Source organism: Streptomyces sp. NPDC059994, assembly GCF_042737755.1.
In the GTDB taxonomy this organism is placed as follows: domain Bacteria; phylum Actinomycetota; class Actinomycetes; order Streptomycetales; family Streptomycetaceae; genus Streptomyces.
Window position 1 is genome coordinate 71,921 of record NZ_JBHWUR010000019.1, and the last position, 20,739, is coordinate 92,659.

At 71.8% G+C, this 20,739-nt stretch carries 18 protein-coding genes and 2 pseudogenes; 8 read left to right on the forward strand and 12 right to left on the reverse strand.

The window, feature by feature from the left end; translation table 11 throughout:
- The first annotated feature begins 145 nt into the window (after nucleotides 1–145).
- Nucleotides 146–988 (forward strand): ATP nucleotide 3'-pyrophosphokinase, encoded by an 843-nt coding sequence (locus tag ACFWA7_RS13275; RefSeq protein WP_385822845.1) that lies wholly within the window; start codon nucleotides 146–148, stop codon nucleotides 986–988.
- Between the two features lie 97 nt (nucleotides 989–1,085).
- Nucleotides 1,086–1,664, forward strand: coding sequence for a dienelactone hydrolase family protein (locus ACFWA7_RS13280; RefSeq protein ID WP_385822847.1), 579 nt, complete (start codon nucleotides 1,086–1,088; stop codon nucleotides 1,662–1,664).
- Here ACFWA7_RS13280 and ACFWA7_RS13285 read toward each other — a convergent pair.
- The 3 genes from ACFWA7_RS13285 to ACFWA7_RS13295 are packed head-to-tail and all read right to left on the reverse strand — an operon-like array spanning nucleotide 1,661 to nucleotide 3,238.
- Nucleotides 1,661–2,512: a hypothetical protein gene (locus ACFWA7_RS13285; protein WP_385540786.1), complete on the reverse strand. Its 852-nt coding sequence runs from the start codon at nucleotides 2,510–2,512 to the stop codon at nucleotides 1,661–1,663. The two genes, ACFWA7_RS13280 and ACFWA7_RS13285, sit on opposite strands and share 4 nt — an antisense overlap.
- A complete protein-coding gene (locus ACFWA7_RS13290) occupies nucleotides 2,496–3,086 on the reverse strand; it encodes an RNA polymerase sigma factor (RefSeq protein WP_385822849.1) in 591 nt (196 codons plus the stop codon). The genes ACFWA7_RS13285 and ACFWA7_RS13290 overlap by 17 nt, the downstream gene beginning before the upstream one ends.
- The gene (locus tag ACFWA7_RS13295) at nucleotides 3,083–3,238 is read right to left on the reverse strand and encodes a hypothetical protein (protein ID WP_371649695.1); all 156 of its coding nucleotides are present in this window, start codon (nucleotides 3,236–3,238) and stop codon (nucleotides 3,083–3,085) included. The genes ACFWA7_RS13290 and ACFWA7_RS13295 overlap by 4 nt, the downstream gene beginning before the upstream one ends.
- A 521-nt stretch (nucleotides 3,239–3,759) precedes the next feature.
- Here ACFWA7_RS13295 and ACFWA7_RS13300 point away from each other — a divergent pair.
- From ACFWA7_RS13300 to ACFWA7_RS13310, 3 genes are all read left to right on the forward strand, one after another.
- The gene (locus tag ACFWA7_RS13300; protein WP_385822852.1) at nucleotides 3,760–4,926 is read left to right on the forward strand and encodes a phosphatidylserine/phosphatidylglycerophosphate/cardiolipin synthase family protein; all 1,167 of its coding nucleotides are present in this window, start codon (nucleotides 3,760–3,762) and stop codon (nucleotides 4,924–4,926) included.
- Between the two features lie 195 nt (nucleotides 4,927–5,121).
- Entirely contained in the window at nucleotides 5,122–6,390 is a 1,269-nt protein-coding gene (locus ACFWA7_RS13305; RefSeq protein ID WP_385822854.1) for a hypothetical protein, read from the forward strand.
- A 59-nt stretch (nucleotides 6,391–6,449) separates the two neighbouring features.
- Nucleotides 6,450–6,899, forward strand: a complete 450-nt coding sequence (locus ACFWA7_RS13310) for a hypothetical protein (protein WP_385540776.1) — start codon at nucleotides 6,450–6,452, stop codon at nucleotides 6,897–6,899.
- Here ACFWA7_RS13310 and ACFWA7_RS13315 read toward each other — a convergent pair.
- Nucleotides 6,830–7,786, reverse strand: a complete 957-nt coding sequence (locus ACFWA7_RS13315; protein ID WP_385822856.1) for a hypothetical protein — start codon at nucleotides 7,784–7,786, stop codon at nucleotides 6,830–6,832. The genes ACFWA7_RS13310 and ACFWA7_RS13315 overlap by 70 nt on opposite strands.
- Before the next feature lie 109 nt (nucleotides 7,787–7,895).
- Nucleotides 7,896–9,044: a citrate synthase gene (locus ACFWA7_RS13320; RefSeq protein ID WP_385822858.1), complete on the reverse strand. Its 1,149-nt coding sequence runs from the start codon at nucleotides 9,042–9,044 to the stop codon at nucleotides 7,896–7,898.
- A 101-nt stretch (nucleotides 9,045–9,145) separates the two neighbouring features.
- Here ACFWA7_RS13320 and ACFWA7_RS13325 point away from each other — a divergent pair, with 101 nt between their 5' ends.
- Nucleotides 9,146–10,369, forward strand: coding sequence for a citrate/2-methylcitrate synthase (locus tag ACFWA7_RS13325; protein ID WP_385822860.1), 1,224 nt, complete (start codon nucleotides 9,146–9,148; stop codon nucleotides 10,367–10,369).
- A 14-nt stretch (nucleotides 10,370–10,383) separates the two neighbouring features.
- Here the strand turns inward: ACFWA7_RS13325 and ACFWA7_RS13330 are convergent, their stop codons facing one another.
- The 4 genes and pseudogenes from ACFWA7_RS13330 to ACFWA7_RS13345 all read right to left on the reverse strand — a co-directional run.
- The gene (locus tag ACFWA7_RS13330) at nucleotides 10,384–12,243 is read right to left on the reverse strand and encodes a M1 family aminopeptidase (protein ID WP_385822862.1); all 1,860 of its coding nucleotides are present in this window, start codon (nucleotides 12,241–12,243) and stop codon (nucleotides 10,384–10,386) included.
- A gap of 525 nt (nucleotides 12,244–12,768) precedes the next feature.
- Nucleotides 12,769–13,020 (reverse strand): annotated as a pseudogene (locus ACFWA7_RS13335) (SDR family NAD(P)-dependent oxidoreductase); the annotation flags it as partial.
- A 429-nt stretch (nucleotides 13,021–13,449) separates the two neighbouring features.
- Complete coding sequence (locus ACFWA7_RS13340) at nucleotides 13,450–13,908, reverse strand: cytidine deaminase family protein (protein ID WP_385540764.1); 459 nt, start codon at nucleotides 13,906–13,908, stop codon at nucleotides 13,450–13,452.
- A 92-nt stretch (nucleotides 13,909–14,000) separates the two neighbouring features.
- Nucleotides 14,001–14,105, reverse strand: a pseudogene (locus tag ACFWA7_RS13345) (ArsR family transcriptional regulator); the annotation flags it as partial.
- 383 nt (nucleotides 14,106–14,488) lie between these two features.
- Between ACFWA7_RS13345 and ACFWA7_RS13350 the strand changes: the two are divergent.
- The gene (locus tag ACFWA7_RS13350) at nucleotides 14,489–16,417 is read left to right on the forward strand and encodes a helix-turn-helix domain-containing protein (protein WP_385822864.1); all 1,929 of its coding nucleotides are present in this window, start codon (nucleotides 14,489–14,491) and stop codon (nucleotides 16,415–16,417) included.
- A gap of 73 nt (nucleotides 16,418–16,490) precedes the next feature.
- Here ACFWA7_RS13350 and ACFWA7_RS13355 read toward each other — a convergent pair whose 3' ends face one another.
- Nucleotides 16,491–17,102: a TetR/AcrR family transcriptional regulator gene (locus ACFWA7_RS13355; protein WP_385822866.1), complete on the reverse strand. Its 612-nt coding sequence runs from the start codon at nucleotides 17,100–17,102 to the stop codon at nucleotides 16,491–16,493.
- A gap of 330 nt (nucleotides 17,103–17,432) precedes the next feature.
- On the opposite strand from ACFWA7_RS13355, the gene ACFWA7_RS13360 reads away from it, so the two are divergent.
- The gene (locus tag ACFWA7_RS13360) at nucleotides 17,433–18,080 is read left to right on the forward strand and encodes a hemerythrin domain-containing protein (protein ID WP_385822868.1); all 648 of its coding nucleotides are present in this window, start codon (nucleotides 17,433–17,435) and stop codon (nucleotides 18,078–18,080) included.
- Nucleotides 18,081–18,207: 127 nt separating this feature from the next.
- Here the strand turns inward: ACFWA7_RS13360 and ACFWA7_RS13365 are convergent, their stop codons facing one another.
- Both ACFWA7_RS13365 and ACFWA7_RS13370 read right to left on the reverse strand, forming a co-directional pair.
- Nucleotides 18,208–19,071, reverse strand: coding sequence for an NAD(P)H-binding protein (locus tag ACFWA7_RS13365; RefSeq protein ID WP_385822870.1), 864 nt, complete (start codon nucleotides 19,069–19,071; stop codon nucleotides 18,208–18,210).
- A gap of 38 nt (nucleotides 19,072–19,109) precedes the next feature.
- On the reverse strand, nucleotides 19,110–20,690 hold the full coding sequence (locus tag ACFWA7_RS13370) for an FAD-dependent monooxygenase (RefSeq protein WP_385822872.1): 1,581 nt from the start codon (nucleotides 20,688–20,690) through the stop codon (nucleotides 19,110–19,112).
- Nucleotides 20,691–20,739: the final 49 nt, after the last annotated feature.

Sequence of the window (20,739 nt, forward strand, 5' to 3'; positions counted from 1 at the left end):
ATCAGGACAGCATTCGCCCAGTTGGGGCCCAGACGACAACTCGCCGCCGCTTCCTCCTGTTGGGTCTCTCGTCAGAGACCGTCCGTTGCCCGGGGCTCCCCCCGGCAACGGACGATTGCCGCCGAGAGAGGAACACCAGGCACCGATGAACATCAGTCGTACCGTCTCGCGGGCCGCGACCGCCGCCGCACTGGCCGCGGCGCTGAGCGTGGGCGCGATCCAGAGCGCGACCTCGGCTCCCCCGGTCCAGCGTGCGGGAACCGCCCGTACGGTCAACGTCCCCGTATTCGCCCCCGTATTCAAGGAGCCGCTGGACGACGGCAGTTGGAGAGGCGACGGGCTGTCGCTCAATGCCGCCGACAACGCCAAGGTCGACGCCTTCATCGACCGGGCCAAGAAGGCCGAGCGTTCCATCAGCCCCCAGGTGAGGGCGGCCGCGCTGCTCAGCGGCGCCGAGCTGATCGGGTTCGACCACCGCCTCAAGTCGGCCGACTCGCTCAAGCGCAAGGTCGCCACCTCCTTGCTGGAGCACCCGGGGAGGCACGTGAACGACGCGCTGGCCGGTATCAGCGATTCGGTGCGCTACACCCTCCAGTGGCCCGAGGGCCACTACACCGAGGGCGTCACGATCGCCGCCTCCGTGCTGTCCACCTGGCGCAACGACAACACCAAGTGGTCCAACACCTGGGGCCGCGCCAAGGGCTACAAGGCCATCAACTCCGCTTGGCGGGCTCCTCGTTCGGAGCACCTCTTCGAGGTGCAGTTCCACACGCCGGCGAGCAAGTACGCCCAGGAGGCCACGCACAAGCTGTACGAGGAGCAGCGCCTCCCCGGCACGACCCCCGAGCGGGCCGTGGAGCTCCAGGCTCAGCAGGACGCGATCTTCGCCGCGGTCCCGGTCCCGGCGGGAGCCGACCGCCTGACCGCTCCGGCGCCTCTCGTGCCCCGGCTGCCCCAGCCGTCCCTGCGGCCCCAGCCCGTCGGCTGAGGTGACCGTCGGCTGAGCCGGCCAAGGCGGATGTCAGTGCCTCCGGCAATACTCGAAGCCGTGGAGCCGCCCCGGTTCCGTGCACGAAAGGACAGACATGGCCGAGGTATTGCTGTTCCACCACGCCCAGGGCCTGACCTCCGGCGTCCATGCCTTCGCGGAGGCGCTGAGGGCGGCGGGCCATACCGTTCATGTCCCGGATCTGTACGAGGGGCGGGTCTTCGACGACCTGGAGGACGGTGTGGCCCACGCGCAGGAGACGGGGTTCGGCTCGCTCATCGAGCGGGGGCGGGCGGCCGCCGAAGCGCTGCCGGCCGCACTGGTCTACGCGGGCTTCTCCCTCGGCGTGCTGCCCGCGCAGTCCCTCGCCCAGACCCGCCCCGGGGCGAAGGGTGCGCTGCTGTTCCACTCCTGCGTCCCGGTCACGGAGTTCGGTGACGCCTGGCCGCAGGGGGTTCCGGTCCAGATCCACGGCATGGACGGGGACGAGTTCTTCGTGGAGGAGGGTGACATCGAGGCGGCCCGGGCCCTGGTGGAGTCGGCTCCGGACGCGGAGCTGTTCGTCTACCCCGGCAAGCAGCACCTGTTCGCCGACAACAGCCTGCCCTCGTACACCGAGGAGGCGGCCGCGCTGCTCACGAAGCGCGTGCTCGCCTTCCTCGACGGCGTCGGCTAGGGACTGTCCGAAGGGCCGGGCGGCCATGCCTCGCCCGTGTTCACCCGCCGTCCCGTCGTGAAGGACGCCGGGCGAGCGTGGGTCGGGCGTTCCGGCAGGGGGTCCGGGGCGCGGCCGGGCGGCGTGCGGGGGGAGCGGGTGGTGGCCGCGTGAGTGGTCAGGGCGGTGATGTGGTCGGCGAAGTCGGGGTCGGGCAGCGGCAGGTCGAGGTCGTCGTCGACGTACGAGAGCGCGGCGGGTATGTAGTCGAGGACGGCGTGGACCAGGTCGGGCACCGGCAGCGGGCCGGTGCGCAGGGCGCGCAGGATGCGCAGCGTGGTGGTCAGGTCGACGTTCGCGACGGTCGCGCCGTGGGCGCTGAGGGTGTCGGCCTGGGTGTGCCACCACTCGGCCTCGGGGTGTTCGCCCAGAGCGCGGTGGTGCAGGCCGAGGCAGAACGTGGCGGCCGCGTCGCCCGCGCCGGCCGCGTACTGCCACCAGAAGCGGGCGGATTCGGGACGGCCGGTCAGATGCAGCATGCAGCCCAGGATGCGGGCGCCGGCCGGCTCGGGCAGCGCGCGGGCGAAGAAGAGCTTGAGGTCGTCGAGGGCGTCGGGGTGGATGACGAACATCTCGCAGACGACGGTGAGGTCCTGGGCCGCGCACACCTCGTCCAGCGGCGGTCCCGGCTCGGAAAGGAGCGCCCGCCAGGCGGACAGCCGGGTGCGGCCCGCCCGGGCCGGAAGAGTGGGCGGCGGAGCGGCGACGCGGGCGGCGAGCCGCTGCTCGGCGGCGTCGACGTCGGCCTCGGTGCAGGGCTGGTGGGACAGGCGGGCACGGGCGAGCACTCCGTCAATGGGCGATGTCATCAGCGTGTCCCTCCTCGGTCTGCTGGGCCGCGAGGCCGAGGGTGTGGCGCAGGCGGCGCTTGGCGTGGCGGGCGGTGGAGCGGACGGCTGCCGCGGTGATGCCGAGGTGGTCGCCGACCTGTGCGGGGGTCAGACCGTGGAGGTGGAGCAGGAGCATGACGTCCATCTGGCGCGGCGGGAGCTGGCGTACCGCGTGGAAGAGGGCGAGGCTCTCCTCCAACTGGCCGATGGGGTCGGCGGTGTGAGCCAGCGCGACGGTCTCGAAGGCGGCCGCCTCCAGCAGGGCCGGGCGCCGTTTGCGGGCGCGGGCCAGGTCGAGGGTGCGACTGCGCAGCACGCTCCAGGCGTACGCGGCGGGGTTCTCCTTCGACAGGACGACGGTCCAGATCATCAGGAGCTGTTCGAAGGCGGCGTCGACGGCTTCCTCGGCGTCCGCGCGGTGGTGGAGGATGGTCTGCGCCCAGCGCAGATAGACGGGCCGGTGCATATGGTGGAACGCGCTGAAGTCCACCGGAAGTTGCTGGTTCGTCATCGCGGGTCTGCCCGGCGCGCGGTACGTGAAGTCCTGGCTCACCGGTCTCCCTCTCCGTCCGTACGCAGCAACTCGCTCACACCCGTCCGTACGCCCGCGGCGGCCGCGCGCCGCAATAACAGGGCCGCGTCGCGGCCGAACACCCGCATCGCGAGAACTGCCAGGACCACATCGCCTACCCGATCGATCGTCACGAGACTTTCGGCTCCTTCCTGGTGCACCACTGGGCCCGCCCGTCCCGCCCCCCGACGGCCCCGGAAGGCGCTGGTGCGCGCCTTCGAACAGATGACGCGCGTCGGCACCGGAATGTGCAACCGCGGACCGTGAAAGGTCACGGGGCACTTGCGTTCCGGAGGCGAACGTGTGTTTGCAGCGCTGCGCTCGCCTCCCGAAAGCAGCGGTGGCGTGGATCCGTCCCATCCGACACCGGGGTCCTGACCAGCCGTTCGAGCGATCGGCGCAGTGCGTACGCGCAGGATTGCGCAAACCGCAAGCAACGCGACGCCAGTGCCTCATGTGACGCAAGACACACGATGTGCGAGGCAACCGATTTCGGCAGGCGCCGTCGGGGGGCCTGGCCCGGCGGGCTATCGTGCACCTGCTCACAGCAGGAACGATCTTTGCCGACGACCTCCGTCAACGACTTTTGTCAGCGCGGTTGTCAACGACCTTTTGTCGAGGAGTGAGAGACATCAGACGTATATGTGCCGCGGCGTTGCTCGCCGGGTCCCTCCTGGCCGCGTTGCTCGTCCCGTCCCCGGCCGCCGTGGCGGACCCGGCGCCGATGCCCACGACGGGCGCGGTCTTCAACGACCCGCAGGGCACCGTGGCCGAGCAGAACGCGATCAAGGACCACATCGTCGGGGCGATCGACAACACCCAGAGCGGGCGTACGCTGCGCGCCGCCATGTACGCCCTGACCGACACCGGCTACAGCGACGCGCTGACGCGTGCCCACGACCGGGGCGTGCAGGTCCGGGTCGTCCTGGACTACGCGTTCTCCACCTCCACGGCCGCCACCCAACTGGTGGCCGCCCTCGGCAAGGACATGACCCAGCCGTCCTGGGTGCACGTATGCCCGAAGGACCGGGCGTGCATCGCGGACACCACACTCGACCCGAGCAAGAACCACATCAACCACAACAAGTTCTTCCTCTTCTCCCGGGTGGGAGACGCCGGCGTCGCCGAGGACGTGGTGATCCAGACGTCCGCCAACCAGACCGCGGCGAACACCTCCCGGTTCTGGAACAACGCCTACACCTCCGTGGGCAACACCGACCTCTACACCGCGTACACGGCGTACTTCAACGACCTCGCCGCCGAGAAACGCAACGCCGACTACTACCGGCAGGGCACCACGTCCGGCGGCGAGAAGTACTACTTCTTCCCGCAGCAGACCGGCGACCTCATGGTCGACGTGCTGAACAACGTGTCGTGCACGGGCAACACGACGGTCGGATCCGCCTCCCACAAGACGGTCGTCCGCGTCGCCGCCTACGCCTTCACCCGCGCCGAGGTCGCCAACAAGCTGAGGCAGCTGGCCGACCAGGACTGCTGGATCGAGGTCGTCTACAACGAGACGAGCCAGCTCGCGGCCCTCGGCAACCACGCGCGGATCAAGCCGTACAAGCTCCACCTCGACAACGGCACGCCCGACAGCGAGGCGGACGACCTGTTCGTGCACTCCAAGTACCTGCTGGTCGAGGGCAACTACGCGGGGCACCCGGACACCAAGTGGACCTTCACCGGATCCCACAACCTGGACGTATCCTCCCTTCGGGAGAACGACGAGGCGCTGCTGCGCGTCGAGGGCGCCGCGACCCACGACGCCTACCGGAGCAACTTCCTCGCGATGCGCTCCAGGGCTACCCTGACCGGCTGACAACGAGCGGCCGGCATCGAGCGGCTGAGACGGGCGGAGGCCGCGGCCTTTCCTGACGTGTCGGGCTTGCTGGTGCGCCGTTCGGGGCTCGGGCCTTCATCGGCGCACCGCGGCTCCCCTCGCGGGAACGCCCGTGCGAAACTGTCGCCGATCCGATCACGGCAGCACCGGAACGTGTATGAAGGAGCGGCGTCGTTGAGCGTCACCATTGATGGACAGATAGACCTCGCGGGACCGGTGGGCAAGCTGCTGCACCGGCGCCCGCTCAAGAACAGCACCGTGATGCAGTCGTTCAGCACCGAGCCGGTGTCCGGCGACCTCTTCGTACTCCAGCTGATGCAGGGCGGCCTGACCCTCAGCGGGGAGTCCGCGCCGGTCGACTACGACACCCGTAACAAGCACGGCGACATGTGCGTGACCCGCCTCAACCGGTCGGGCGCGATCACCGGATACATGTATCTGCGCGGCTTCGGCCACGGTGTCAACCTCGGCGTCGAGAACCGGGGCGGCGTGATCCGCCTGTGGACCGAGACGGCGTCGCAGCCCAACAGCAAGAACGAGGGCTTCGGCACCTCCATCACCAACTTCGACTTCCGGTCGGGGACGGTCCTGGACTACGGTTCCTCGCTGCACGCCACGCCGTACCGCCCCACGCCGGGCGCGCTCTTCGCCACCCCCACCATCGACCGCAGCGCCAACGAGCTCGTGGTGCGGTTCTACGACGGCGGGACGCACGTCGAGCGGTACGACCTGGCCAAGGCCTCGGCGGGCGTCTTCGAGCCGCTCCAGCGCATCGAGCTGCCCACGGACCTGGGCGTGTTCCAGGGATACGCCTCCCACAAGGGCGTGCTGTACCTGCTCAGCGGCGAGTCCAGCACGAGCACCAGGAATCCGTCGCCGGGCAACACCTACATCACCGCCATGGAGTGGGCGACCGGAACGGTCCTGACCCGGCAGTTCATCACCGCCGCGCCGGGGCTGGAGTGGCGCGAGCCCGAGGGCCTGCACGTGGACGTACGGAACGGCGTCACCAACCTCCACTTCGGCTTCGCCTGCGAGGACCCCGGGCCGCGCACCTGCACCATCGTGACGCTCCCCGACACCCCCGAGGTCGACGGCGTCAAGGTGATCACCGACTGGCAGCCGATCGCGCTCGCCTCGGGCGTCACCGCCGACCTGAACCCGCCCCAGGGCCGGCTCATCAGCGTCGCCGGCACCACGACGCTGCAGCTCAGCGGTGGGGTCAAGGGCACCTTCGACGGCGACGCGGTCATCGGCACGCTGCCCGACACGCTGACTCCCAGCGTCGAGGCCCGCGCCAACGTGCCGCGCAACAACAACGGCGGCTACTGCGTCGCCCGGGTCGAGGCCGGCACCGACCGCGCGCTGCGTCTGTTCGGCGGACGTGACACCAACGCCATCACCTGGGCCCAGCTCGACAGCTTCAGCGCCGTCTGGCGCTGACCGCGCCCACAGACTTCTCCGTCATCTCGCACAAGGCCTCGTCAAGGAGACCAACCACCATGTCCTACAACCGCCGCAGCATCCTCGGTGCCGCCTTCGCCGTACCCGCCGCCGTGGCCGTCGCCAGCATCGCCACCGCCTCCCCCGCGGCTGCCGCCGGCGTGGAGGCCGGCGACTGGGCCGACCTGGTCCTGGAGCCCGGCATCACCGCGCAGACCGGCTCGACCCCGCAGGTCCGCCTCGTCACCATCGCGGGCACCACCTTCCTGCAGGCCCGCGGCATCGTCACCGGCAGCTTCTCCGCCGACACCAAGATCGCCACGCTGCCCGCCGCCATGGCCCGGCCGACCTCGTACATCCGCGCCACCGCGCCCCGCAACAACAGCCAGGGCATCAACGCCTGCCGCTTCGAGGTGAACACCGCCGGTTCCGTGACCATCTACGGCGCCAACACGGGCAACCCGATCACCTGGGTCCAGTTCGACTCGGTCCAGACGATCTGGCGCTGAGGCCGGTCCGCCGGGCGGTCACGCCTGCGCAGCGTCACCCGGCACTCCCGCTCGGGCCCCGGTCCCCGCGTCGGCGGGAGTGCCGCGGCGCCGGGGCCACCCCCGGTTCCGGCCCCGGCGCGTGCGGAACCGGCCGGCCCGCAGCCAGGCCTCGGCCTCCGGATTCCGCGCGGCCAGCTCCGCGAGCGCCGGGTGCGGACCCAGCCGGGCCGGCCGTTCGGCGAAGGGGTCGGGCAGTTCGGCCGGAGTGCGCAGAGCGCCGATCCAGGCGAACTGCGCGAACAGCGCGAGGCCCGTGGCGAAGGCCCCGGCCCACTGGAGCGGCCCGTGGGGTACTTGGTCGACAGCCCGGCGGTGGCGAACGCGAACTGCCCCAGGAGCAGCATCAGGCCGGTGCAGCCGAGACAGCCGAGCTCACGCGGCGGAGCCGGTCGCCGCGACATCAGATGGTCGTGGCAGGCGGTGTGGAACTCCGTCCGGACTTCGTCGAAAACGGCGTCGCGGAGCACCACGTTGCCGAGCGTGGCGGGCGCGGTGCGGCGGCGCAGCGCGGCGAGCAGGGCGGCGAGCAGGGCGGCGAGCAGGGCGTCCGGAAGCGGGTGCCCGCCGTCGCGTGCCGGGTCGGCACCGGCGACGGTGAGGCTCAGGTTGCCGCGGTGGCTGACGGTGACGAGCCCGTCGAGCAGCAGCCGGGCGGCTGCCGCCTGGATGTCGTCCTCGGGCCACCACTCGTCGCGGACGGCGTGGTACGGGTCGAGCTCGATCGCGGCGCAGTGCGCGACCGCCGCCCGGTACCACCGGCGCTCCTTGCGGCGGCGCAGACCGAGTGCCGCGTACAGCACGGCTGTCACGGGCAGTACGGCGCAGGCGAGGACGACCGGGTTCACGCGCTGAGCGTAGGGGCGCGGCGCGGGAGCGGTACATCCGTTGTTCGACGGCTCCGGGAAGCGCCGAGTGCCGGGCGCCGCACGCCCGAACGGGGTGGGGCAGGGCCCCTCAGAGCGCGGGCACGGGCTGCGGCGTGGGCGGGCCCACATAGCGGGCCGCCGGGCGGATGATCTTCGAGTCCGCCGCCTGCTCCAGGATGTTGGCGCTCCAGCCGACCACCCGGGCCGCGCAGAACGTCGGGGTGAACATCTCGCGCGGCACCCCGCACAGCTCCATGACCACGCCCGCGTAGAACTCCACGTTGGTGTGCAGCTCCCGGCCGGGCTTCAGCTCGGCGAGGATCGCCTCCACCTGCCTCTCCACCTGGACGGCGAACGCGACCAACGGGCCGCCGATGTCCTCGGCGATGCCGCGCAGCATGCGCGAGCGCGGGTCCTCGGTGCGGTAGACGGGGTGGCCGAAGCCCATGATCCGGTCGCCCGCCAGGACACGCTCGCGCACCCATGTATCGATGCGCTCCGGGGAGCCGATGGCGTCGAGGGTGTCCAGGGCGCGGCTGGGGGCGCCGCCGTGCAGCGGGCCGGAGAGCGCCCCGACGGCCGCGACCAGGGACGCCGCCGTGTCCGCGCCGGTGGAGGCGACGACGCGCGCGGTGAACGTGGAGGCGTTGAAGCCGTGGTCGACGGTGGAGATGAGGTACCGCTCGATCGCCCGGACGCGGTCGGGCTCGGGCAGCGAACCGGTCATCATGTAGAGGTAGTTGGCGGCGTACGACAGGTCCTCGCGCGGCTCGACGGGGTCGAGCCCCTGTCCCAGCCGGTAGAGCGCGGTCAGCAGGGTGGGGACGGCGGCGCAGGCGGCGAGCGCGTCCTCGCGGCGCCGGTCGGCGTCGAGGTCGTAGACCGGCCGGAACCCCTGGGCGGCGCCGAGCAGGGAGAGGGCGGTGCGCAGTCCGGCGAGCGGTCCGGAGGCGGCGCCCGCCGCGGCGATGCCGGGCAGCGCGTCGCTCACTTCGCGGGGCAGACGGCGCAGGGCCGCGGTGCGGGCGGTGAAATCCGCGAGGGCGGCGGCGTCGGGCAGTTCGCCGTGGAACATCAGGTGCCACACGTCCTCGAAGCCGCGGGTCTGCGCGAGCTCGACGGCCGAGTACTGGCGGTAGTGGTAGTAGCCCTCGCGGCCGCGGACGTCCCCGAGTGCGGTGTCCGTGACGACGACACCCGCGAGTCCGCGGGGTACTGCCGTGGTGGTGGTCGACATGTCTCTTCCTCCCTCAATGTTGATTCGACTGTCTATGATTGACGAGATGGCTGTCAATATTGATTGAATCAACATTGATCGATCTTGGATACGGTGACCCCATGACGGATCAGTCGCGACTCACCACCCGCGAGGCGGCCGAACGGCTCGGCGTGAAGCCGGAGACGGTGTACGCGTATGTCAGCCGCGGCCAGCTGAGCAGCGAGCGGGCGCCCGGCGGGCGGGGCTCGACCTTCGACGCCAAGGAGGTCGACGCGCTGGCCCGGCGCAGCGCCCGCCGCGAACCCGTCACACGCGGCGGCGAGCTGAACTTCCGCACCGGACTGACGCTCATCGACAAGGACCGCTACTACTTCCGAGGGGTCGACGCGGTCGAGCTCGCCGGGGCGTACGGCTTCGAGGAGGTCGCTGAGTGGGTGTGGACCGGCACACTGCCGCGCGGCGCCCGGTTCACCGCGCCCCAGCAGTTCCTCGACGCGGCGCGGCTCGCGGTCGGCGCGCTGCCCGCGCACAGCGGCACCATGGACCGGCTGCGGGTCGCCGCGGTCGCCGTCTCGGCCGCCGATCCGCTCCGCTTCGACCTGGAGCCGGCGGCGGTGCTCGGCTGCGCCCGGATGCTGATCCCGACCCTGGTCGGGGCGCTGCCGACGGCGGGCAAGCGGCACCGCGGCGCGGAGCGGCTCGCCTGGCAGCTGTGGCACCGCCTCACGCCAAGGCTCCCCGATGAGGCGTCGATCAACGTACTGGACACGGCCCTCGCCCTGTTGATCGACCATGACCTGGCCGCGTCCACACTCGCCGCCCGGGTCGCGGCCTCGGCGCGCGCCCATCCGTACGCGGTCGTCTCGGCGGGTCTCGGCGCGCTGGACGGGCCTCTGCACGGAGCCGCCAGCGGGCTCGCGCACCGGATGCTCGCCGACGTCCTGGAGCGCGGCGGCGCGGCCCCCGTGGTCGCCGCCCATCTGCGCTCGGGCAGCCGGGTACCCGGCCTCGGCCACCGCCTCTACCCGGGCGAAGACCCGCGCGCCCAGGCCCTGTTCAAGCTGCTCGCGGACCTGCCGCAGGCCGAGGAGGCGCTCGCCGCGGCCCATGACGTGATCGCCACGACGGCCCGGCACACCGAGCTGCACGCCAACGTCGATCTCGCGCTCGCCGTGTTCAGCGTGGCGTGCGGTATGCCCGCCGAGGCGGGCGAGGCGGTGTTCGCGGTGGCCCGCACGGCGGGCTGGATCGCGCACGCCCTGGAGGAGTACGAGGAACGCCCGCTCCGTATGCGCCCCAGCGCCCACTACACCGGCCCTCGCCCGCCACAGCCGCTGCCGTGACGGGCGAGGGGGCGTCAGCCGTCGATGCGGTGCTGGGTCCAGAACGACGTCAGGTCCGTGGTCGTGGCGGCCTGGGCGGCGGCCTTGAACTCGGCCGTCGTCGAGACGCCGTACCAGTGCGAAGTGGCGTAGTCCTTCAGGAGCTTGGCCATCACGGTGTCACCGAGGACGCGCCGCAGGTCGTGCAGGGCGCACTTGCCGTAGCCGTAGACGACGGTGGAGTAGCGCGAGGAATGGGCGTCCCAGTAGGCCATCGAGTTGGTGATCTTCTCGGCCGACGACGCCCAGGAGACGCTGTTCCAGCAGCCGCTGCCCGTCTTGTTCAGCGCCAGGTCGGTGGCGTAGTCGGTGAACGACTCGTCCAGCCAGGGGCTGTTGTACTCGTCGTCGCCGACGATCCCGTAGAACCACTGGTGGCCGATCTCATGGGTGAGCGCGGTGGTGCTGACCAGGTCGAGGACGAAACCGGGGTACTCCATTCCGCCGAACCAGTAGTTGTTGTCGATCACCGCGTCCAGCTCGCCGTACGGGTAGGCGCCGAAGCGCGCCGCGTGGGTGTCCACGGCGGACTTGGCGGTGCTCAGCATCGACTGGGCGTCGGAGGAGCTGATGCCCGAGACGGAGTAGATGTTGATCGCCGTCCCGGCCGCCGAGGTGCCGGAGATCTTGGCGAAGGGGCCCGCCGCCCAGGCGAAGTCACGGACCTTGGAGGCGGTGGCGGTGGTGACCGTACGGCCGCTGGAGCCGGGGGTGTCGACGGAGGTGCCGGTGGCGGGCACCAGCAGGGAGGCCGGGTGGTCGAGGGTCACCTTGAAGTCGGCGGCCAGGGAGTAGAACGACTCGCCGTTGTTGGTGTACGGGTCCAGGTGCCAGCCGGAGCCGTCCTTGACCGCGAGGACGGGCAGGGCGTTGCCGATGTTGTTGAAGGCCCCGTCGTGGCCGAACCGGTCGGCGCCGCTGGGGACGGTGATGCCCAGGTCGAAGCCGATGGTGGCGCTCTGGCCCTGCGCGAGCGGGGTCGGCAGGGCGATCTGCAGGGCGGTGCAGCCGACCGACAGGGAACCCGCGGTGCCGCCGGTGACGTTGGTGACCGTGATCGGCATCGCGGAGCAGGTGCCGTGGTAGTTGTCCCACAGCCTCAGATACACCTCGCTGAGCGCGGTGGCGGAGGCGTTGGTGAAGGTCGCGCTCTCGTGACCGGTCCAGACGGTGCCGCTGGTGTTGCTGCTGAGGTTGACGGTGTACGAGGGCGAGGCCGGCGTACGGGTGGAGTCACCCGGCGGAGTCGTGTCGCCGGATGTGTTGACGGCGACATCGTCGATGACGAAGCTCGTCTGGAGGCTGGAGTCCTCGGTTCCGGTGAAGGCGACGTTCACGGTCTGGCCCGCGAAGGCCGACACGTCGAACGACTTCTGTATGTACCCGGTGTTCTTGTTCAGGTTCGAGTACGTCGCCAGGGTCGTACTGCCGATCTTCGCCGTGAGCTTGTCGTACGCGGTGGACGACGTGGTCTCGGTGGTGTCGATGTGCAGCCAGAAGGTGAGCGTGGCGGTGCTGCACCCGGAGGGGATCGTGACGCTCTGGGAGAGGGTGTCGGTGTGGGTGCTGCCGACGCCGTTCAGCCAGGCGAAGGTGGTGCCGCCGTGGGCGCTCTGACCGGTGCGACTGGTGATCACGCTGGTCTGCGACTGGCTCCAGGGCGAAGTCCCGCTCTCGAAGCCGCCGTTGGCGACCACCTGGGCCGGGGTGCACACGGCGGCCTTGGGTGCCGCCTGCGGTGCGGCTGCCGCCGCGGTGCCGGACAGCGAGAAACCGGCCAGCGCGGCGACGGCGAGCGCGCCCGCGGCGAGGACCTTGTGGGGGGTCGGTCTCACACGTAACTCCTTTGACGCGGCCGGGGTTCCGGCCTGCTCGGTGGCCACCCGACGGCTTGGGTGCGCCGGAGGGCGGCCGCGGACTGCGCGCATCGCTCGCGCGATGGCCGCGGTGAGATTTCGGTCGCGCGCCTCCCGGGGCGGTCCGGGGCGACGGCTGCCGGAAAGCCTGGCAGATTTGACCAGAGCATGCCATCAGGGACAGGTAAAACCCGCGCACAGCGACACGGTCACGCACATCCGCTGATCGCCGGGGTCCACCCTTGTCCCACAGCCTCCCGAGACCGCACCGCCCGGCTGTGGGACAGCCGGGCGGGCACGATGACCCGCATTCTGAGCAGTCACCAGTCCGGCACGTGGGGGGGCCATGAACGACGACGAACCGTCGTTCGCCCGGCTCGGACCCGCCGCCGGTGTGGGGTGCGGCCCAGTCCTGTCCGCCGTACCAGTCGTCGGTGCCCCACGCGTGGTCGTAGCAGTTGCGGTCCGGCGTCCACATGTCGGCCTGGGCGCGCCAGTCGTCCGGGTCGACGGCCCGCCCTCGGCGGTGATCTCGGCGACCAGCGCCGTGATCCGCCCCCGGTCGGCGGCGGTCTCGGGAAGCGGTTCGGCCCGCCGCCCGATGGCCAGCACATGGGCACCCTCGTCCGCGAAGGCACGCGCGGTGGCCCGGCCTGTGCCGGTACCGGCCCCGGTGACGACGACGATCCCGGTGGTCCGCGAGGTGGTCCGCGTTGCGGTGGTGGTGTTGGTGGTCGTGGTGTTCATGCCGGTCATCGTTCAACCCTGCCGCCAGTGGCAAGGTCAAGGAGAGGCTCTCCGTGAGGGGGCCAGCACCCTCTCGCCCGGTCGTCGGCGCGTCGGCCGTTCTGGCGCGCGTCCCGCCCCGGAAGCCCATCTCGCGATCACGCCGCAGCGGCACATGTCTCATGTCCTGCGCAATGGGCGTCCGCGCGGATACGACAGCGGACCCGCAATCGCCCTCGCCGGGGTACGGGTGCGGGAACACTCGGGCTACGAGCGAGACGCTGGTGGACGTACCGGCCTCCCCCGAGGGCCAGTTGGCCCCGCTCGTCCCGGATCTGGGCGGTGTGGCGGCGAATGCGACGGCCCCGGCCTTCACGGCACGGGGGGCGCTGAGACCGCACGGTGAGCTGGCGGAGGCGTCAACGGCACGCCGCCGGCGCGACCATTCCCACAGGGCGGTTACGGCGTGCCGGGCTGCTCTCCCTCGGATGCCTTCGAGTCCCCGTCAGGGCTCCACGCGTACGCGAACGGCACCAGGTCCTCGATCCGTACGGCGGCGACGGCGCCCCCGGTCGTGGGGAGGAGCACGCGGATGCCCGGGTGGTAGTCGAAGAGCACCTGACGGTCCCTGCCGCACGGGCCGAGCACGCCGCGGCCCATGTTGCCGACGGCGACGATCGTGGAGAGCTCCCGGGCGCCTGAGGCGCGCGCGTGGCCGAGGGCGACGAGTTCCGCGCAGGGGCCGCCGGTGAAGTGGTAGAGGTTGATGCCGCCGTACATCGTGCCGTCGGCCGCGCGGACGGCGGCGCCCATGGTGTGGACGCCGTCCTGGCCGTCGGTGTTCGCGTCGACGACGGCGCGGGCGAAGTCGATGAGTTCACGGTCGGCCGCGGTCAGTTCGTGGATCGCGATCTGCATACCCGCAGGCTACGGAGGTGCGGCTCGGGGCGCGAATGGATTGGCGGCGTGCGTCGGTCCTCACTGCCCGGGTAGGTCCACATCGGCAGGGCCAGCTCACCGAGGGTCTGCCCGTTGTCCTCGAACAGCCGGTCCGGCAGACGCCGACGGGTGGTGTCGGCGAGGGCCTTCAAGACCTTGTCCGTCTCATCGCTCATTCCTCCATCACGCGAGCATTTACTTGCATGTCAAGTTTCGGAACACCGTTGGGAGCTCCATCAGTGCCGATGTCCGCAGCGGCGCATAGTTCTGGCCAAAACACGGGAAATTACTTGATCGCGCCATCGTGATGAAGTCCTAATGGCCGCGGGGGGTCCTGTCGTGGTGACGAAGAATGCAGCCGGAGAACTCAAGAGCAGGTCAGCGGTCACTGCCGCGCTGCCGGGCGATCCGCCGGCCATGGCCCACCCCCGGGCGCCGGGCGCCCTTCCGCCGCGTGATGGACCGGCGGAGACGAGACACCCCCCAACACCCCCGGTCGCTCAACCGCGTCGGCGCAACCCGTCGGCGGAGCGTCCCCCTGCGCACAGTACGGAGTGAGATGTCCGAAGACACGGCCACCCTGAGCGGTGCCGTCACCTATCTGGAACTGCTGGCCATGCGGTCCTCCCGCGGAGCCTTCAGTCAACCGGCCTTGCAGGCACGGCGGGGAGGCGCTCCGCCCCACGTCGTGGACGACCTCGAACGGGCCGAGCAGCTCGCCCTCGGGGTCGAGCAGCAGATGGCCGACCTGGAGCGGCGCAAGAACGAGCTCGCGCTGCTGATGGACACGACCCGGGCCCTGGCGGAGCAGGAGGACCTCGACTCGCTGCTCACGACCCTCGTACGCCGCACCCGGCTCCTTCTGCACGTGGACATGGCCTGGGTACTGCTTCTCGACGGCGAGGACGGCTCGTGCATCCGCGCCGCCGACGGCGCGATCTCCGTACTCGGCGGGGTCGCCCGCGTCCCCGTCCGGCAGGGCCTCAACGCCATCAACGCGGTGGGGCAGTCGCCCGTGTGGACCTCCGACTGCCACCGGGACGACACGGTCCCGCGCTCCGAGCACATCGAGGCCGTCGTCCTCGAAGAGGGGCTGACGGCGCTGCTCGCGGTACCGCTGCGCAGCGCGGGCAAGGTGGTCGGCGTGCTCTTCGGCGGCGACCGGGTCGCCCGCTCGTACACCGCGGACGAGGTGGCGACGATGTCCACCGTCGCCACCTACGCCGTCGCCGCCGTGAAATCGGTCCAGGCCCTGGAGCTCGCCCGCGGCCGGGTCGCCGCTCTCAGCGCCGAGGTCGACCGGCTGCGCGCCAGGGAGCGGGCGCAGCGGCGGACGGCGCAGAGCGGTCAACGTCTCGTGGAACTCGCCCTCGGCGGAGTCGACGTGAAGGCGTTCACCGTCACCGCGGGCCAGACGCTCGACGGCTCGGTCTGGCTGCGCGACGAGAACGACGACACCATGGCCCGCACCAGCGGCCAGTGGGACGACGAGGAGGAGCTGGCCGCCGCCACCTTCACCGCGCGCGCCGAGCAGCGCGTGGTCCACCTGGACGACGGCACCGTGGTGGTGCCCGTCCGCACCGGCGAGGAGGACCGGGGCGCGTTCGTCCTGCGCTGCCCGGCGGACCGCACGCCGGACATGGACCTGGTCCGGTACGCGGTCCAGGCGGCGGCGATCCTGGTCACGCTCAACCGCGGCGCCGAGTCCGCCGACCGCAAGTTCCGCGACGAGGCGCTGGACCGGCTGCTCAACGGCGTCCCCTTCAGCCGCCGTTGTCAGCGCCGCCTCAAGGGGCTCGGGCTCGATCTGAGCCGTCGGCACGCCGTGATCGTCACCCGGCTGCCGGTCGGCGACGGACACGCGCTCTCGAACTGGACGTCGACCTTCGTCTGGCTCCGCGGGGGCGCCAGAACGGTCCACAACGGCCATCTCGTGATCCTGCTGCCGCACTCCGACGCGCGTGAGGCGGCCCGCGATGTGAAGCAGCGCCTGGCCAAGACGCTCGGCCGGCCGGTCGCGGTGGGCGCGGCCTCGGCCGGCGGCGGCCCGGAGGAGCTCCTCGCCGCGTACCGGGAGGCCGCCGCCTGTCTGGACGTCCTGACGATCCTCGGCAAGGAGGGCGCGGACACTCCGGCGATGGCCGACGAACTCGGCTTCGTCGGCATGCTGCTGGGCGGCAGCCGGGACATCGGCGCGTTCATCGAGCAGACGCTCGGCCCGATCCTCACCTACGACGAGCGTCGCTCCACCAATCTCGCCGCCACCCTGGAGGCGTACTTCGCGGCGGGCGCCAGTCCCACGTACGCGGCTGAGGCGCTGCGGGTGCACACCAACACGGTGGCCCGGCGTCTGGAGCGCGTCTCGCAGCTCCTCGGCCCCGAGTGGCAGCAGCCGGGGCCGGCCCTGGAGATCCAGCTCGCCCTGCGCCTGTCCAAGGTGAGCGCGTCGCTGCGGGGCCACGCGGTGGCCGGGCAGGGCGTGAGCTGACCCCGCTCCACGAGGCTCCCCGCGCCCGCCCCGGTACGGGCTCCCAGGAGCGTGTGCCGGGGCGGGTCCCGGTTCAGGCGGGGGCGTGCGCCGTGAGGAAGCCGTCGACGACGCGCTCGACGTACTCGGCGGTGACCGAGCGCCCGGCGAGCAGGTGGCGGTACATCAGCGGGCCCGCCAGCTGATCGACGGCGAGGTCCGGGTCGAGGTCCGCGGCCAGTTCGCCGCGGGCCTTCGCGGCGTCGAGCACGGTACGGAAGACGCGGGAGCCCTCGCGGTAGAGCGCCTCCTTGAGCTGGGCGAAGACCGGGTCGACCCCGGCGCGTTCGATGACCGCGCGCAGCCCCCGGTCGCTCACCGGGTCGTGCAGCAGGCGCCGCAGCCCGTCGAGTTCACGGATCAGGTCGTCGCGCAGGACGCCCGTCGGCGGTGTGTGCGCGGTGGAGATCCGTTCGGCGATGACGTCCCGGACCAGGCCCGAGGCGTCGGGCCAGTGGCGGTAGAGGGTGGTGCGGCCCACGCCGCTGCGGGCGGCGACGGCGACATGGGTGACGGCCGACCAGCCCTGCTCGATGAGCAGGTCGCGGGCGGCGGCCAGGGCGGCGGCCCGGCTGCGCTCGGCGCGCGGATCGGGCCCGCGGCCCGGCGTGTCGGAGGTGCGGCTCGGCTCGGTGGGCGCGGACATCCGGCTCCGTCCTGTCGTCGTCGTGGCACGAGTGTAAGTCGTGCGGCCCGGCTGGCCGCGCCTCCTCTCCGTGCCGTATACGCAGGTCACACCGGTCGGCGGTGCGGCTCGCCACCGCGCGCCCCGCCGCACCGGCCGCCGTACGGCCCGCTGCCGAACCGTCCGCCCCGGAAAGCTTATGGAACAGCTTGCCCCACAGCGAGGTGTGGGGCAAGCTGTTCCATAGGTTCGGAACAACGTGCACCGTTGAGTGCCGGCCCGGCGTCTTCCCCCGCCGCCGCAACGACCGCAGCAGCGACACCCGACCCCGCTTTTGAGAGGACCCCTGCCATGAACGCCACCGAGGGCCGCGACCAGCCCGACCTGACGCTGATGTACGCGACCCACGACGCCTTCCGGCGCGACCTGGGTCTGCTGGCCGCGGCCGCCCGGGGCAACGGCACCGCGCCCGGCTCGGCCTTCAGGACCGGCTGGGAGACCTTCCAGACCTTCCTGACGATCCACCACACCGCCGAGGACAAGGTGCTGTGGCCGCTGATGCGCGCCAAGCTCGCCGACGACCCGGAGCGGTTGAGGCTGCTCGACGAGATGGATGCCGAGCACGAGGCCCTCGACCCGTTGCTGGACGCCGTCGAGGACGTACTGGCCCAGCAGCAGGCGGAGCGGCTGCCCGGCCTGATCGCCACGGTGGCCGAGACGCTGGTCCACCACCTCGACCACGAGGAGCAGGCGGCGCTGCCCGTCGCCCAGTCGGTGCTCAGCGCCCCGGAGTACGACACGTTCGGCGCCGAGCAGCGGCGGATGCTGGGGGTCAAGGGCGGCGCCCTGTACTTCCCCTGGGTGCTCGACGGCGCCTCCGAGGAGACGCAGCACACCGCGCTCGGCGTGGTGCCGCCCCCGGTGCGCTTCCTCTACCGGGCCGTATGGCGTCCGCGCTACCAGAAGCGCACCCGCGCCTTCTCCCAGGCCGCCGCCTGACACCCGGCGCGGCCTGCCCCCATCCGGCGAGCACGACGGTGCCCGGCGTCCATCGGATGGACGCCGGGCACCGCGCCGTAACGGGTCTGCCGGTCAGTCGAACCCAACCGGTGGCCGGGACCGGGGCTCAGGCGAAGTCGGCCGTGTGCGCCTCGGCCCAGTCCCGGAAGCTGCGGGCCCGGCGGCCCAGCACGCCCTGCACATCCGGGAACAGCCGCCCACGGAAGTCGTCGCCGGATTCGAGGGCCTTCCGCAGCGCCGCCACCACGCCGTCGGCGGTCGCCTCCCCGTACAGCCCCGCCATGACCGCGCGGTGCTCCTCGATCGAGATCTGCTCGAAGCGCAGCTTCCGGCCGAGCACCGACCCGAGCACCGCCACCTGCTGACGGGCCGTCAGCGCCTCGGGTCCGGTCAGCGCGTAGGTGCGGCCCTCGTGGCCCGGCTCGGTCAGCGCGCGCACCGCGACGTCGGCGATGTCCTCCGGGTCCACCAGCGCCTCGGGCAGATCGGCGACGGGGCTGCGCACCACACCGTCCCCGCGCGCCGCGTCCGCCCAGCCGAGGGCGTGCGTCATAAAGCCGTTGGGCCGCAGGATCGTCCAGGCCAGGCCCGACTCCGTGAGCGCCTTCTCGGCCTGGCGGTGCCACAGGCCCAGCGGGGTGTCGTTCTCCTCCTCGACCTCCGCGACGCCGAGCGTGGACAACTGCACGATGTGCTCGACGCCCGTCTTCCGCGCCACGGCCACCAGATTCGCGTCGTGGGTGCGCTTGTTGTGCCCGAGCGACATGAGGAAGACCTTGCGTACGCCGTCGAGCACGTCCGGCAGCGTGTCGGGCAGACCCAGGTCGGCGCCCACCACCTCGATCCCGGCGGGCAGTCGGGCGCGGGCGGGATCGCGCGTCAGGGCCCGCACGGAATAACCCGCCGCGTGCAGGCGCGCCAGCACCTTGCCGCCGACGTTGCCGGTCGCCCCGGTCACCAAAATGGTCATGGGTGTCTCCGATTCAGCTGGTTGGGAAGGTGCGGTGGTCAGTTGACGGGGCGGTCCAGGACCGTGCGCAGGGCGTCCTCCAGGCCCGCCGCCCCCGAGTCGTCCGCCGCACGCCAGGCGATGAAGCGGTCGGGGCGCACCAGCGAGGCGCCCGTGGGCGTCACGCCGTAGCTCTTCTCCCAGCCGCTCGCCCGGTGCACGGCGATCTCGATGCCGAGCCGCTCGGCCGCGCTCTTCGCCGCCTTCTCCCACCCCGTGGCGTCGGCCCCGGCGAGCAGGACGAAGGACCGGCCGAACAGGGCGGTGGTGGAGCCGCCGTCGCCGAGTTGTACGTAGGGCGCCCGCGAGCCGGGGCGTCCGGTGGGGGCCGTCGGGTCTTCGAGGAGCTCGCCCTCGTCGCCCGGCTCCAGGACGACGGCGCCCTGGGCGCAGCGGTAGCCGAAGACCTGGACGACCGGGTCGATGGGCGCGGCCGCCGTACCGTCGTCGAGGTCGGGGCCCAGCCGCTCCACCGTGTTGGCGAACTGCTGCTCCGCGATCATGTCGGAGACCGGCCTGCGCTCCGCGTCGTGGCTGGCGAGCAGCCCGGGGCCGGCCTGCCCCCGCACGGTCATGGCCAGCTTCCAGGCGAGGTAGAAGCCGTCCATGACGGCCGTGTTGCCGCCGAGCCCGCCGGGCGCCGGCACCACCTTCGCCGCGTCGCCCACGAGGTGGACCCGCCCCACCGAGAACCGGTCCGCGACCTCGCACACGATCTCGGTGCGGCCCGAGCCGGCCACCGTCAGCTCCAGGTCCGGCATCCCCAGACCGGTCCGTACGAGGGCGGCGCACTGCTCCTCGGTGTAGCCGCGGAAGTCGGGCTGGTCCTTGGTCATGCCGTGGATGTAGCCGTAGCGGCCCGGGATGTCCGTGGTGTAGAAGACGCCCGGCACCGGCTGCAGGAGGTGGAACAGGGCGAACCTGCGGCCCTCGGTCACCCCGCCCGCCAGCCCCTCCAGGGGGCCGCTCATGTCCGCGTCGAAGAAGACCCGGAAGACCTCGCCCAGGCGCCCGCGCCCGTGGATGCCGACGCCCAGGGCCCGGCGGGCCGGGCTCTTGCGGCCGTCCGCCGCCACCATGTGGCCGGCGCGCACGGTGCGTTCGGCGCCGGTGGCCACGTCGCGCAGGAGCGCGGTGACCCCGTCGGCGTCCTGGGTGAAGGAGACCAGCTCGGTGCCGAAGGCGAGCTCGGCGCCGAGCTCGCGGGCGCGCTCGGCGAGGATGACCTCGGTGTGCTCCTGGCTGGCCATGGCCCAGTCCTCGGGCGAGACATGGCCCATGCTCATCTCGCCCTGGGTCATGATGCCGCGCAGCACCGGGCCGGAGAGCGTCTCGGCGAGCGCCATGTAGAAGTCACCGGTGCCGCCCGGCGAGGCGGTGGTGATCCGGTCGGCCACGCCGCCGATGCGCAGCGCCTCCATCGTGTGCGGGTACTGCCCGCGCGCCTTCATCACGACGGAGGTGCCGGGGTGTTTCTCGACCAGCAGCGGCCGGACGCCGTGCAGGCCGAGGAAGAGCGCGGTGGACAGGCCTGACAGACCGCCGCCGGCGATGAGGACGGGCACGGATGCCTCGGACACGGACACTCCCGGGTTCGGTGGACAAGACGGTGCCTTCAGCATCGGCAGC

What these genes read in the sequence shown, in the direction of transcription:
- ACFWA7_RS13280 (WP_385822847.1), top strand. Translation starts at nt 1,086, where the DNA reads ATGGCCGAGGTATTGCTGTTCCACCACGCCCAGGGCCTGACCTCCGGC.
- ACFWA7_RS13350 (WP_385822864.1), top strand. Translation starts at nt 14,489, where the DNA reads ATGTCCGAAGACACGGCCACCCTGAGCGGTGCCGTCACCTATCTGGAA.
- ACFWA7_RS13340 (WP_385540764.1), bottom strand. Translation starts at nt 13,908, where the DNA reads ATGCAGATCGCGATCCACGAACTGACCGCGGCCGACCGTGAACTCATC.
- ACFWA7_RS13275 (WP_385822845.1), top strand. Translation starts at nt 146, where the DNA reads ATGAACATCAGTCGTACCGTCTCGCGGGCCGCGACCGCCGCCGCACTG.
- ACFWA7_RS13310 (WP_385540776.1), top strand. Translation starts at nt 6,450, where the DNA reads ATGTCCTACAACCGCCGCAGCATCCTCGGTGCCGCCTTCGCCGTACCC.
- ACFWA7_RS13365 (WP_385822870.1), bottom strand. Translation starts at nt 19,071, where the DNA reads ATGACCATTTTGGTGACCGGGGCGACCGGCAACGTCGGCGGCAAGGTG.
- ACFWA7_RS13325 (WP_385822860.1), top strand. Translation starts at nt 9,146, where the DNA reads ATGACGGATCAGTCGCGACTCACCACCCGCGAGGCGGCCGAACGGCTC.
- ACFWA7_RS13355 (WP_385822866.1), bottom strand. Translation starts at nt 17,102, where the DNA reads ATGTCCGCGCCCACCGAGCCGAGCCGCACCTCCGACACGCCGGGCCGC.
- ACFWA7_RS13320 (WP_385822858.1), bottom strand. Translation starts at nt 9,044, where the DNA reads ATGTCGACCACCACCACGGCAGTACCCCGCGGACTCGCGGGTGTCGTC.
- ACFWA7_RS13360 (WP_385822868.1), top strand. Translation starts at nt 17,433, where the DNA reads ATGAACGCCACCGAGGGCCGCGACCAGCCCGACCTGACGCTGATGTAC.
- ACFWA7_RS13285 (WP_385540786.1), bottom strand. Translation starts at nt 2,512, where the DNA reads ATGACATCGCCCATTGACGGAGTGCTCGCCCGTGCCCGCCTGTCCCAC.